This is a genomic window from Wolbachia endosymbiont (group A) of Trypoxylon clavicerum (assembly GCF_947251665.1).
Lineage (GTDB): Bacteria > Pseudomonadota > Alphaproteobacteria > Rickettsiales > Anaplasmataceae > Wolbachia > Wolbachia pipientis.
Genome location: NZ_OX366374.1, coordinates 1250634 through 1262487, shown reverse-complemented (window position 1 = coordinate 1262487; position 11854 = coordinate 1250634). Strand labels below are relative to the sequence as shown.

Here is an 11854-nt window from a genome sequence, read left to right as displayed (position 1 = left end):
ACTACCATCTTTTTCTCTCTTTTCATATTTTTTGTCCACAGAGCCTAGGCTCTGTGGACAAAATTTTAGAGAAGCCATACAAGAGCTCCAACAAAATTGAGAAAACCAATAAAAACCTCAGCAGTTTTATCAAATCTGGAAAAAATGCGCCTAAAATTTTTAATTTTACCAAAAAAACACTCAATCAAATGACGTTCTTTGTAGATATGCTCATCGTAATACCTTTGCACTTTTCGATTCCGTTTTGGCGGAATAACTACTGTACATCCCTTGTCTTCAAGACTTGTAACAAAGGCATTGCTATCGTAGCCCTTGTCAGCTACTACAGTAGAGTTATAGATACTTTCGGTCAACACTTGTGCCTGCGTAATTTCATTTCTTTGACCAGGAGTCAGAGTAAATTTAAGTGGATTTCCAAGTGCATCGACAAGCGCATGTATTTTAGTTGTAAAGCCACCTTTGCTCCTCCCTAAAGCTTCTTGATCCTTGGAGTTTTTTGTATATCCAGATGAACATGGATGGGCTCGGATAATCGTACCGTCGATTATAGCAACTTCTAAATCAGGCTCTTGTTTAGTATATTCAAGCAATTTTTTCCAGACATCTCTTTCACACCATCTTTTAAATCGCTTATGTATACTCCTGTAATTACCATAAGTTTTTGGTAAAAGTCTCCATTGGCAACCACTTCGCACTATGTACCACACTGCCTCTATGAATATTCTTAAACGTTTTTCATCTTTGCTGTGCATTCCTTTTACGCTTTTTATGAACTCTAAAATTTGTTTCCAATTTTCCTCTTTGATGTAATATTGCATATGGTAGTTTCTCCATTTTTTACCTATTAGGCTAAACTACCATCTTTTTCTCTCTTTTCATATTTTTTGTCCACAGAGCCTAGGTGATTTTATCAATAATTTCATTGTGTACGTGATTATCATTTTTTGTTTCAATTCTAGTGATAACACTGCACCTAACGGGCTCTTTTATGGCTATTTCCTGAAATCCTTTTCTGACCTTATTGTAAAAATTAACATCCATTTCTTCATATTTATTCTTGTCTTTTGCTCTATTTAACCCAACTTTAACATCAATATCTAGAATGAATGTAATATCTGGATATTTAATTTCCACTAGCTTATGTAAGTCCCTTATTAGCCCTAAGTCAACTCCAAACCCATATCCTTGATATGCAATAGTTGAATCAATAAACCGATCACAAATCACTATTTTTCCTTCTGCAAGAGCTGGTAATATTAATTTTTTCATATGTTCGCGCCTCATCGAGATAAGTAGCAAGAGTTCAGAAATAGAATCAATATTATTCGTTAACAATACTCCTCTTACCTTCTCTGCAAAGTTAGTGCCACCTGGTTCTCGAGTCAATACCACATTATTTTCGCCGCGAATTTGCTTAAAATGATTTGCAAGTAGCTTAGATTGTGTTGTTTTACCAGAGCCGTCTATTCCTTCGAAAGTTATGAACATAAGTTTTATAATTATAATACTAAAAAAGAATATGCAAACAGTATACATAGAAACCGTTTGACATTTAAATAATAAGACCGTAAATTACATGTGGTATAATAATAGTCTATGGTTGCTCTGAATACTCCTAAAGTCGATTTTAGTTTTACTGCAAAAGATTTTAATCTTTTGGGGGTGGATAATAAACACTATACATTAAGTGACTGTTGTGGAAAAAATGGTCTTATTATAATATTTATATGCAATCACTGCCCTTACGTTCAGTCAATTATTAGCAATCTGGTAAGCGATGTTGATCAATTGAAAAAAGATTATCAGGTGAATACCGTTGCAATAATGCCAAATGATGTAAATGAATATCCAGAAGATTCCTTTGAAAATATGATTAATTTTGCCAAGGAAAATAAGTTTACATTTCCATATTTAATTGATAGTACACAGAAAATAGCTAAAGAATACGGGGCTGTTTGCACTCCTGACTTTTTTGGCTTTAATTCCAATTTAAACCTTTGCTATCGCGGACGTTTTAACGATGCAAAAAAAGAAAAGGTTCAAAGCTATGAAGTAGGAAGTAGTGACTTATTTCAAGCTATGAAATTTATTGCAGAAACTGGTAATTCTCCAATTGACCAAAAATCAAGTATTGGCTGCTCAATTAAATGGTCTAATTCTACAGGTTAAATATCATGCACAGTGGCTCTCAGCATTTGTTTGATATTATAATTTTACTTTCTGCTGCTGTGTTTATAGTCATAGCGTTTTGGAAAATGAATATTAGCCCAGTGCTTGGTTACTTTGTTGCAGGTGCAGTTATTGGTTCTCATGGGTTTAATCTGATACACTCAGCTGAGGTAATGGATAATCTTGCAGAATTTGGTGTAGTTTTTCTATTATTCATTATAGGCCTTGAATTGACATTTGAACGCCTGATCGCTATGCGTATTCATGTATTTGGGTTCGGTTCTCTTCAAGTTATAGTTACTATGGTAGCAATATGGTGCATCGCTCTTGCTTTCGGAGTGAATATGAATATAGCAACAGTTATTGGTGGTGGGCTTGCGCTATCCTCAACAGCAATAGTGTTGCAGGTTCTGCAAGAAAAAGGTTCTCAAGCAAGTCAGGTTGGTAGGTTGTCGATAGCAGTACTATTAATGCAAGATTTTGCAGTGGTACCATTAATAGTATTGGTACCTTTACTTGCTGGCAATTCTGAGCACAGCCTGATAAGCTCATTGGCAGGCTCATTAGTGCAAGCAGCTATTGCATTAGTGTTGATATTTATAACTGGTAGATTATTACTTAGACCTTTATTTTCGGTTATTGCTAAAATGGAAAGTAATGAGGTCTTTATATCAACAACGCTTTTAATAGTATTAGGAGCAGCATTTATTACTGAGCAATTTCATTTATCGTTAGCATTAGGTGCATTTGTCGCTGGATTGTTAGTTGCAGAAACAGAATATAGACACTCAGTGGAGCACGCGGTATTACCATTTAAAGATTTGTTTCTTGGCTTATTTTTCATGACTGTTGGTATGTCCATCAATACCGAACTTTTACTCAATAAGTTACTACTAATTACTTTATTATCGATTATCCTTATCGTTTTAAAAACATCTATCATATATATATTGTGTAGATTTTTTGGGTTTAAGAGTGCACCTGCTATACAAGCTGGGTTACTGCTTTCACAAGGCGGTGAATTTGCGTTTATTTTATTTCGCTTAGCAGATGAGCTAAATGTGCTACCAAGTGAAATCGCTCAAGTACTTATGATGGTAACTACAGTAACCATGGCTTTCACTCCTCTTTTATCAGGGCTTGGAGATTGGATAGCAAACTCATTTAGCACTGAGAAAACAATATTAGATGATGAAGCTGTTGAAACAGATACACAAGATCTTTATAACCATGTAATAGTTGCTGGATTTGGCAGAGTGGGATATATGGTAACAAAAATGCTTACGGCAGAGCATTTGAGTTACGTTGTTGTAGATATTCAATCGAAAATAGTCAAAGAAGGAAAAAGTGATAGTTTTCCTATATATCTTGGAGATGTTACAAGATGTGAAATTTTAAAATCAGTAGGAATAGAAAGAGCTCAAGCTCTCGTTATTTCAATAAAGAATGAAGTTACTATAAAGAAAGTTGTTTCTTTAGTTGCTGCAAGTTTTCCGCATGTAAATATTGTAATACGCTTACCAGATCTGAGTAATGTGGAGGTTTATAGAGATCTAGGAGCTAGTAAAATTATTCCTGAAACATCTGAGATAGGATTGCAGCTAGGTGGAGCTGCACTGAGCCTCAGTGGTATTAGCGAAAGTGGAGTTACGTCTTTAAAAAGTAGATTTAGAAAAGGCAATTATAGTATGTTAAAAGACCTTGGTAGTGATAAAGATGAATGACTGCTTTTCTAATTTTATGTACGGAAAGCTTCAAGCTTTATTGAGGTCAGATGCATGGCTAATGCTGAAACAAAAATTCCAGTGCTCCCTTTCTTGTCATCCCAGTGCGTGACACTGGGATCCAGATTGGGCACTAAGTTGGTAAACACGAAAGTGCTTTACAACGTTTTTGATGGAACTGTGCAAAAGGACTGGATGCCAGTGTCACGCACTGGCATGACACCCATTTGTTCCTATAGTTGTCTTTTTTCGTCTACCTTATTTTGCCACCCTGCTGAACAGATACATTGAGGTTTTGCCTATAGTAAATCACGCACATAATCAACCAAGTTAAGGAAAGTGCAAACCAAGTGATTGCATATTCCAAATGCTTCATTGGCTGTATAGCTACTTTGCTGCCAAAATTGTTCGGCCACAATACACACTTCTCTAGCTTAATACCTAACTCATTGGAAATTTCTTCTGTACTCAGGGTAAACCATGTATTCGAAGCAGTATCGTTCTTGATAAACCAATTTTTGCTTTTATTGCTATCGCAATATAAAATTCCATCTGCAACTACTTTTTCAATTTTTACTTTTTTCTCCTTTTTTTCTTTTTCTCTGACTATTCCTTTATTCACCAACATGTAACGTCCAGTGGTAAGCAACATAGGAGACAGCACATGATAGCCGTGTTGCCCTGCAAAAACATATAGTTCTATGTCACTTAGAATCCCATCAATCTTGACGTGTCTGTAGTTAAGTTGTGCAAGATCATCATTGGGCAACAGATGAACAACAGGAAGACTCATATTTTTGATAATATTATTCTTCCAGTTCAATCTGAATACTTGCCATAATCCCAATAAAAAAAGGAGCAAGCAAGGTACAATTAAAATAAATACTATTTTTTTTAACACCCTATATTTGTGTTCTTAAATAGTTTTCAACACCCATTAGTTCAATAAAGTCAATCTGCTTCTCAATCCAATGGAAGTGCTCTTCTTCATTTTTTAGCATCTCTTCTAATAATATTATACTAACAAAATCCTTTTCTTTCTCAGCAATAGAAATCGTTTCTTTGATATCCTTAATACCTTTTCCCTCTAATTTCAAATTAGCTTCTAAGATTTTCCGTATTGTGTCTTTTGTAAACTTTCCATCATACTTTGATATTTCATTTGTATCTTGAAAATTTGGTATACCTTTAAGCAATAAAATCCTTTCTGCCAACTTGTTCGCATGTTCAAGTTCTTCGTTAAGCTCATTTTTTACCTTTTCTGCAAGTCTATTAATTCCATTGTTTTTGAGAACCGCAAAATGCAAAAGATACTGGCGTACAGAAGTCAGCTCATTGGTCAATAATTTGTTCAAATGTTTTACTATCTCTTCATTCATAATCTTCCCTGAGTTCAATTTATCAGCATAATTTACATGATAATGATAGTTATAGCAACTCATTTAATAGTTCCTTTGATAACAACCGTATTAAATAGCATGTCGTGGTATGTCTGTTTTTTCTTAGAGAAGCAAGCAACTAGATACCAATAGAGGGTGAGCAGCACTATAATTACTTTCAATGCACTCAAGACATTCACTAATACCTCCTGATCTTGCAAAAATTCAGTAAGGACAACTACTACACTGTTTAACAAAGGAAGAAAAAACTGGGAAGTGCTTCTGTCAAAAGCTAAATTCAAGTCTATTTTAGAATCATCTAAATTGATAGTATATATATTCATCAACTGTTGACCTGGAGTTGCTTGGGCCTTTGAAGATATAAAATATGTGAAGTAACTACAATTTACACACATGTATGATAGATGTAAGATCAACGGAGAATCCTCTAATAGCAGTATAATTAATAAAGTTGGAATTAATAAAATTGCTACATCTATTAAATATGCGCAAAGGCGCCTTTGTATACTGGCAATCTCTGTCATTACCTATCTTCTAAATACTTTATTATAAAATCTGTAAGTTTATCAAAATGTTGAAAACATAACAAATCTTCATAACCGCTTATTGATTGACCGTATATAATAGGTAAACAATTGGCATTTTGTGCACACAGAACATCTGTGATGCTATCACCAACGAAAAACACATTTTCTCTATTTATAGGTAACGTACTCTCTTCTAGTGCAAATAGCAGTGGGGTTGCAGATGGTTTATCTTCTGCAGTATCGCATGACCCAACTACTCTTTCAAAGTAAGAATCTAGTTTAAAATAGGCAACTTCTTTACGTAAATTAGTATTTTTCTTATTACTTACTATTGCTAGATAAATATTGTGGCTTTTCAGTGTCTGCAACATTTTCTCTACTCCTTGATTCAGAGCAATGTTTTGCAATAGTGCATCATCTAAATATTGTTGGTATATCTGATTTGCTTTTTTCCACTGATCGCCAAATAAATTGACCATATAGCTCTTTCTCGACTCATGGGAATTTCTATCGGCAGCTTTATTACTATACCCCATTGAGTTTATGGTATGCTTAATAGCATTAAAAATGTTATCTTGAGTGTCAACTAAGGTATTATCCCAATCGAATACTACTGCTAATGGGCTGTTTTTCATTTCTATATTGTTATATATTTTAAATTAATAAGTAAATAACATTTTAATAAAAAAAATATAAATAGAACGCTCTACCACAAGTTATGTTAACTGTTTTTTATATAATTAGCTAATATACTGGTTATATGATATGTTTTAATAGGTAACAGGTATGGCCCGGGCATCTAAAGAAAGTGTTGAAAAAAAGTTTAAAGATGTTTTTGAACGTTCTCCAGGTGCTTTTCCAGAAGGCACCTCATTAGAAGAGAAGGTTAATTATATTGCAAAAGGAACCAAGGCTCTAAAAGCTGTAAAAAGTAAGGAGCTTGAGAACAAAATGAAAAACGTTGCAGAATTGAGTCAGAAATTTGAAAGTCAAAAAGGACGTGCAGATGAAAAAGTACGTCAAGATTTTGAAAGAATTGCTGAGCTTGACCAACAATATAAAGGGAAGGGCATCTTCACAAGTGAAAAAGTTGCAGAATCAAAAAATGACAAAAAATTTCAAGAAGCAGCTAACACTCTTAGAGAAACTACAGCAGAAGGTAAAAGCGTTGAACAGAGTGGACAAAAAAAGACTTCTGAAGCTTCTGTGCAAACAGATACACAGCCACCAGAGCACGATTCACAAATCGTTAATCCTTCAGTGAGCAAGAGTTCTGTAAAAGAGAAGCTCAACACTGAGCCGAACAAAAAAGATAACACGCCTCAACCACAAGAAAATCAAAAAGAAGAAGGGTTTTTGAGTCTTCTGAAGCGCTTTGTTAAGAAAATATTAGAAAAACTTTTAGGTGAAGGTGAAAAGGATGTAGAGAATGCTCGTGGCATAAAAGAAGATGCTCAAAGAGATACGTCAAATAACGAAGAGCAACAAAAGAGTAAGCACTTTGATAAAATTTTAGATCAGGACCAAAGCATAAGCAAGGGCTTAGGGCAAGCAACACAACTTGAAAACCCAACAATAACACCTGTTAATACTCCTAAAGTAAATACAGGTCGTGAAAGGTGATCCGCTTTCAAGCTTCATTATACCGCCACGAACCATCATACCGCCGCGGTATCTCATCCGCTAACAAGTAGCGGGATGACGATTGTCAGGGTGTCATCCCAGTGTCCCTATGATGTCATCCCAGTGCCCTGACTACTTGGATCTAGCAAGCTTTGCTTGCAAATAAGTCTAATACGCGTCGCGTTTTATGCCAAAACACAATTAGACCTGCTGCGAATCAAGCGATAAAAAAAAGGAAAGGAGGGTGAATAAAATCAAGGTTAACTAAAAGGCGTGCTTAAGATTTACAATACCAGCAATAATATTGAACCTCAAGTTATATTTTTTCTGAAAATTGCGATAAACATTCGACATAATCTTAAATATCTTTATCTCTCGGATCTTATTTTCTACTCTCATTCTAAATGATGCTAACCTTCTATTATGCTCTTTCTGCTCTGGAGTTAATGGCTTTTTACGATACTTTTTATATGGAATTATAACATTGCTTTGCAATTTTTGCCAACCTTGATATCCAGAATCAGCATGTTTTATGCTATCAAGTGGTAAATATTTTTCTTGTTTCCTTATGCGAAAATCACTAATTCTACCACGGTATGACTTTGACACTGATAAAATTCTTCCTCCTTCTTCGATAATAATCTCAGTTTTCATAGTGTTGGTTCTTTTTTTTCCTGAATATGATTTCTTCCGTTTTTTACTATCTTCTGGCCTCTGTATTTGCTGTTCTGTAACATCAGCCAAAATCTTCAGTATTTTTTCTGGCGTCATACTTCTATCTTTTGTTATAGTCACTTTTTTGGCGAGTAATGGCTCTATTCTCTTAAGTAACCTACATACATTTGCGTTGTGCACATTGAATAGGCATCCTAAAAATCTATGTGTTATGTAAGTGCGATAGTACAAAATTACGCAAAACAACTTATCTTCCAGAGTTGGTAGTTTTGATCTTCTACCATGACACTTTTTCTGTTTTTCAAGTTTTTTCCATCCAGACCTCACTTTTTCTACTACTTTTTCGAACTCCTCTATACTTAAACCTGTTATATTACGAAAGTTTCTTGGGTGTTTTTTCATATTATAGTAACTAAAGCTTATTTTTTTTCCTTACTTGATCTGCTTATTCTTCTTCTACCCCTCTCACATCATTTTTTCAATCACCTTTTGCAGCAGGTCTATTGGAGTTACATGCAAAATAGATCCCAGTGTCAGCTACTCGGATGACAAAAAAAGGAGCACTGGGATGACACCATTTGTTGTATTTAACAAAGTTCGTACTTAGCTTCATGTTAGCTATAAACATTAAGAAATTTACCAAGCGAAAAAAAAGGCAAAAGAAGCCCCAGCTAATATCTATTTTAGAACATTGGCGTTTTTTAAGTCTTAAACACTGCAATTTAGCTGCTTTTAAATGTAACTCACCTTAGTTTAAATGTTTAAGAAATTTACTAAGCAGAAAAAAAGGCAAAAGAAACCCCGTGTTAGCTAGTTGTCACTCCCTAATCCTGCAAATTGGCGTACTATACTGTCTTAAACGACTTATAAGCGCGTTTCAGCTTGTGTAGGTAAAAACCTAGGCTCTGTGGACAAAATTTTAGAGAAGCCATACAAGAGCTCCAACAAAATTGAGAAAACCAATAAAAACCTCAGCAGTTTTATCAAATCTGGAAAAAATGCGCCTAAAATTTTTAATTTTACCAAAAAAACACTCAATCAAATGACGTTCTTTGTAGATATGCTCATCGTAATACCTTTGCACTTTTCGATTCCGTTTTGGCGGAATAACTACTGTACATCCCTTGTCTTCAAGACTTGTAACAAAGGCATTGCTATCGTAGCCCTTGTCAGCTACTACAGTAGAGTTATAGATACTTTCGGTCAACACTTGTGCCTGCGTAATTTCATTTCTTTGACCAGGAGTCAGAGTAAATTTAAGTGGATTTCCAAGTGCATCGACAAGCGCATGTATTTTAGTTGTAAAGCCACCTTTGCTCCTCCCTAAAGCTTCTTGATCCTTGGAGTTTTTTGTATATCCAGATGAACATGGATGGGCTCGGATGATCGTACCGTCGATTATAGCAACTTCTAAATCAGGCTCTTGTTTAGTATATTCAAGCAATTTTTTCCAGACATCTCTTTCACACCATCTTTTAAATCGCTTATGTATACTCCTGTAATTACCATAAGTTTTTGGTAAAAGTCTCCATTGGCAACCACTTCGCACTATGTACCACACTGCCTCTATGAATATTCTTAAACGTTTTTCATCTTTGCTGTGCATTCCTTTTACGCTTTTTATGAACTCTAAAATTTGTTTCCAATTTTCCTCTTTGATGTAATATTGCATATGGTAGTTTCTCCATTTTTTACCTATTAGGCTAAACTACCATCTTTTTCTCTCTTTTCATATTTTTTGTCCACAGAGCCTAGGCTCTGTGGACAAAATTTTAGAGAAGCCATACAAGAGCTCCAACAAAATTGAGAAAACCAATAAAAACCTCAGCAGTTTTATCAAATCTGGAAAAAATGCGCCTAAAATTTTTAATTTTACCAAAAAAACACTCAATCAAATGACGTTCTTTGTAGATATGCTCATCGTAATACCTTTGCACTTTTCGATTCCGTTTTGGCGGAATAACTACTGTACATCCCTTGTCTTCAAGACTTGTAACAAAGGCATTGCTATCGTAGCCCTTGTCAGCTACTACAGTAGAGTTATAGATACTTTCGGTCAACACTTGTGCCTGCGTAATTTCATTTCTTTGACCAGGAGTCAGAGTAAATTTAAGTGGATTTCCAAGTGCATCGACAAGCGCATGTATTTTAGTTGTAAAGCCACCTTTGCTCCTCCCTAAAGCTTCTTGATCCTTGGAGTTTTTTGTATATCCAGATGAACATGGATGGGCTCGGATAATCGTACCGTCGATTATAGCAACTTCTAAATCAGGCTCTTGTTTAGTATATTCAAGCAATTTTTTCCAGACATCTCTTTCACACCATCTTTTAAATCGCTTATGTATACTCCTGTAATTACCATAAGTTTTTGGTAAAAGTCTCCATTGGCAACCACTTCGCACTATGTACCACACTGCCTCTATGAATATTCTTAAACGTTTTTCATCTTTGCTGTGCATTCCTTTTACGCTTTTTATGAACTCTAAAATTTGTTTCCAATTTTCCTCTTTGATGTAATATTGCATATGGTAGTTTCTCCATTTTTTACCTATTAGGCTAAACTACCATCTTTTTCTCTCTTTTCATATTTTTTGTCCACAGAGCCTAGTTCAAGAATACACATTTACTCTTGAAACAATTGCAAAATCTTTGATCAATGCTAAAGAACGTGGCGTTGATGTTAAAGTCATCTTAGATAAATCGCAACTCTACTCAAAATATAGTGTTATAAATGAATTATTTTCAGGTGGAGTACCAGTTTGGATCGATGATAAGCCAAAAATTGCTCATAATAAGATAATGATTGTTGATAATCAAAAAGTTATCACAGGGTCGTTTAACCTGAGTAAGACAGCTAAAAAAGGAAATGCTGAAAATTTATTAATTATTACAGATTATCCTGAATTGATTCAGCAGTATGTGAAAAACTGGGAGGCACGAATGTCACAGTCTTATAAATATGCTCCCAACTAATCAAAAGCACTTGCTTAAAATCAGTTCTAAAAACAGCAAGAGAGAGCTTTTTTGATTGACTGGCATAATGATTATGATATAATAAACCAAAAGTTTAAGGAATAAAGTAATGGATTATACAAATGATGCTGCCGGTAGCTACACTGCCGTTCATGATTTTTTTCAAAACAATGGTGTTGGAGATTACAAAGTTCAATGCAGTTATGGTGGGGTACCGTATGCTACTGATGAGTACGTGCATTCTGGCGATAAATTTTGGAGTAATAATTTTATAGACTCACATTTTGGAAGGGAAATAAAAATGTATCCTCGAAGTGAACTTTTAGCTAAAGAATATGCTGGAAGTACGCTGCCAGTTTCAATATCACTAGATAAGGATTTAATAAAAATAAAGGAATGTCAGAAAAAAACGAAATTTGTGGAACTAGAAAGGGAGTCAGGCAATTTAGTGTATGATAAGCAACAGCATGTAAAGTGTTACACAACGAAGCTATCATATGATGATGTGCATATTTACAATAACGATAAAGTTTCAACATTTAGCATAAAATACGACGTGCCAAATGATCCGAAATACAGTTTAAATATAACATTTACAAAGGTTAATGATAATAAATCAGGATTTTGGCAAAAATTTAAAAACATGTTTTAACGTGACCATTCACTGGTTTTTACTCAATCAACCAACAACAGTTAATATCAAATTTTTATAATTAAAAAATATGCTATTTTTTAAAACTTTCATTCTTCTTGACTCTGTCAA

General features: G+C 34.5%; 14 protein-coding genes and 1 pseudogene. 5 read left to right on the top strand and 10 right to left on the bottom strand.

All coding sequences use genetic code 11. From position 1 onward, the window contains the following. Positions 1 to 65: 65 nt before the first annotated feature. Both OPR60_RS06525 and tmk read right to left on the bottom strand, forming a co-directional pair. Positions 66 to 818: an IS5 family transposase gene (locus OPR60_RS06525; protein WP_265039632.1), complete on the bottom strand. Its 753-nt coding sequence runs from the start codon at positions 816 to 818 to the stop codon at positions 66 to 68. A gap of 79 nt (positions 819 to 897) precedes the next feature. Beyond that, the gene (gene tmk, locus OPR60_RS06520) at positions 898 to 1488 is read right to left on the bottom strand and encodes a dTMP kinase (protein WP_265040286.1); all 591 of its coding nucleotides are present in this window, start codon (positions 1486 to 1488) and stop codon (positions 898 to 900) included. Positions 1489 to 1596: 108 nt separating this feature from the next. Here tmk and OPR60_RS06515 point away from each other — a divergent pair, with 108 nt between their 5' ends. Further along, the gene (locus OPR60_RS06515; RefSeq protein WP_065094434.1) at positions 1597 to 2169 is read left to right on the top strand and encodes a thioredoxin family protein; all 573 of its coding nucleotides are present in this window, start codon (positions 1597 to 1599) and stop codon (positions 2167 to 2169) included. Positions 2170 to 2174: 5 nt separating this feature from the next. Then, positions 2175 to 3893 (top strand): monovalent cation:proton antiporter-2 (CPA2) family protein, encoded by a 1719-nt coding sequence (locus OPR60_RS06510; RefSeq protein WP_265040285.1) that lies wholly within the window; start codon positions 2175 to 2177, stop codon positions 3891 to 3893. A gap of 253 nt (positions 3894 to 4146) precedes the next feature. Here the strand turns inward: OPR60_RS06510 and OPR60_RS06505 are convergent, their stop codons facing one another. The 4 genes from OPR60_RS06505 to OPR60_RS06490 are packed head-to-tail and all read right to left on the bottom strand — an operon-like array spanning position 4147 to position 6455. Further along, positions 4147 to 4794: an SURF1 family protein gene (locus OPR60_RS06505; protein WP_065094432.1), complete on the bottom strand. Its 648-nt coding sequence runs from the start codon at positions 4792 to 4794 to the stop codon at positions 4147 to 4149. 1 nt (position 4795) lies between these two features. Next, on the bottom strand, positions 4796 to 5272 hold the full coding sequence (gene bfr, locus OPR60_RS06500) for a bacterioferritin (protein WP_065094446.1): 477 nt from the start codon (positions 5270 to 5272) through the stop codon (positions 4796 to 4798). 59 nt (positions 5273 to 5331) lie between these two features. Continuing rightward, positions 5332 to 5817: an RDD family protein gene (locus tag OPR60_RS06495; protein WP_065094431.1), complete on the bottom strand. Its 486-nt coding sequence runs from the start codon at positions 5815 to 5817 to the stop codon at positions 5332 to 5334. Further along, positions 5817 to 6455, bottom strand: a complete 639-nt coding sequence (locus OPR60_RS06490) for an HAD family hydrolase (protein ID WP_065094430.1) — start codon at positions 6453 to 6455, stop codon at positions 5817 to 5819. Before OPR60_RS06490 ends, OPR60_RS06495 begins: the two co-directional genes overlap by 1 nt. A gap of 151 nt (positions 6456 to 6606) precedes the next feature. On the opposite strand from OPR60_RS06490, the gene OPR60_RS06485 reads away from it, so the two are divergent. Continuing rightward, a complete protein-coding gene (locus OPR60_RS06485) occupies positions 6607 to 7443 on the top strand; it encodes a hypothetical protein (protein WP_065094429.1) in 837 nt (278 codons plus the stop codon). Between the two features lie 264 nt (positions 7444 to 7707). Here the strand turns inward: OPR60_RS06485 and OPR60_RS06480 are convergent, their stop codons facing one another. The 4 genes from OPR60_RS06480 to OPR60_RS06465 form a co-directional block, all read right to left on the bottom strand. Beyond that, complete coding sequence (locus OPR60_RS06480) at positions 7708 to 8520, bottom strand: transposase (protein ID WP_265040287.1); 813 nt, start codon at positions 8518 to 8520, stop codon at positions 7708 to 7710. A 76-nt stretch (positions 8521 to 8596) separates the two neighbouring features. Further along, on the bottom strand, positions 8597 to 8746 hold the full coding sequence (locus tag OPR60_RS06475; protein WP_265040284.1) for a hypothetical protein: 150 nt from the start codon (positions 8744 to 8746) through the stop codon (positions 8597 to 8599). 291 nt (positions 8747 to 9037) lie between these two features. Beyond that, positions 9038 to 9790 carry an IS5 family transposase gene (locus OPR60_RS06470; protein ID WP_265039632.1) on the bottom strand — a complete coding sequence of 251 codons (753 nt, stop codon included), beginning with the start codon at positions 9788 to 9790 and terminating at the stop codon, positions 9038 to 9040. A gap of 100 nt (positions 9791 to 9890) precedes the next feature. After that, positions 9891 to 10643, bottom strand: coding sequence for an IS5 family transposase (locus OPR60_RS06465; RefSeq protein ID WP_265039632.1), 753 nt, complete (start codon positions 10641 to 10643; stop codon positions 9891 to 9893). Between the two features lie 79 nt (positions 10644 to 10722). On the opposite strand from OPR60_RS06465, the pseudogene OPR60_RS06460 reads away from it, so the two are divergent. Continuing rightward, a pseudogene (locus tag OPR60_RS06460) lies at positions 10723 to 11091 on the top strand (phospholipase D family nuclease); the annotation flags it as partial. Between the two features lie 109 nt (positions 11092 to 11200). Then, positions 11201 to 11743 (top strand): hypothetical protein, encoded by a 543-nt coding sequence (locus OPR60_RS06455; protein ID WP_065094427.1) that lies wholly within the window; start codon positions 11201 to 11203, stop codon positions 11741 to 11743. The last annotated feature ends 111 nt before the right edge of the window (positions 11744 to 11854 follow it).

Coding starts and splice junctions, on each gene's coding strand:
- OPR60_RS06525 (WP_265039632.1), bottom strand. CDS start 818: ATGCAATATTACATCAAAGAGGAAAATTGGAAACAAATTTTAGAGTTC.
- tmk (WP_265040286.1), bottom strand. CDS start 1,488: ATGTTCATAACTTTCGAAGGAATAGACGGCTCTGGTAAAACAACACAA.
- OPR60_RS06515 (WP_065094434.1), top strand. CDS start 1,597: ATGGTTGCTCTGAATACTCCTAAAGTCGATTTTAGTTTTACTGCAAAA.
- OPR60_RS06510 (WP_265040285.1), top strand. CDS start 2,175: ATGCACAGTGGCTCTCAGCATTTGTTTGATATTATAATTTTACTTTCT.
- bfr (WP_065094446.1), bottom strand. CDS start 5,272: ATGAATGAAGAGATAGTAAAACATTTGAACAAATTATTGACCAATGAG.
- OPR60_RS06495 (WP_065094431.1), bottom strand. CDS start 5,817: ATGACAGAGATTGCCAGTATACAAAGGCGCCTTTGCGCATATTTAATA.
- OPR60_RS06490 (WP_065094430.1), bottom strand. CDS start 6,455: ATGAAAAACAGCCCATTAGCAGTAGTATTCGATTGGGATAATACCTTA.
- OPR60_RS06485 (WP_065094429.1), top strand. CDS start 6,607: ATGGCCCGGGCATCTAAAGAAAGTGTTGAAAAAAAGTTTAAAGATGTT.
- OPR60_RS06480 (WP_265040287.1), bottom strand. CDS start 8,520: ATGAAAAAACACCCAAGAAACTTTCGTAATATAACAGGTTTAAGTATA.
- OPR60_RS06475 (WP_265040284.1), bottom strand. CDS start 8,746: ATGTTTATAGCTAACATGAAGCTAAGTACGAACTTTGTTAAATACAAC.
- OPR60_RS06470 (WP_265039632.1), bottom strand. CDS start 9,790: ATGCAATATTACATCAAAGAGGAAAATTGGAAACAAATTTTAGAGTTC.
- OPR60_RS06465 (WP_265039632.1), bottom strand. CDS start 10,643: ATGCAATATTACATCAAAGAGGAAAATTGGAAACAAATTTTAGAGTTC.
- OPR60_RS06455 (WP_065094427.1), top strand. CDS start 11,201: ATGGATTATACAAATGATGCTGCCGGTAGCTACACTGCCGTTCATGAT.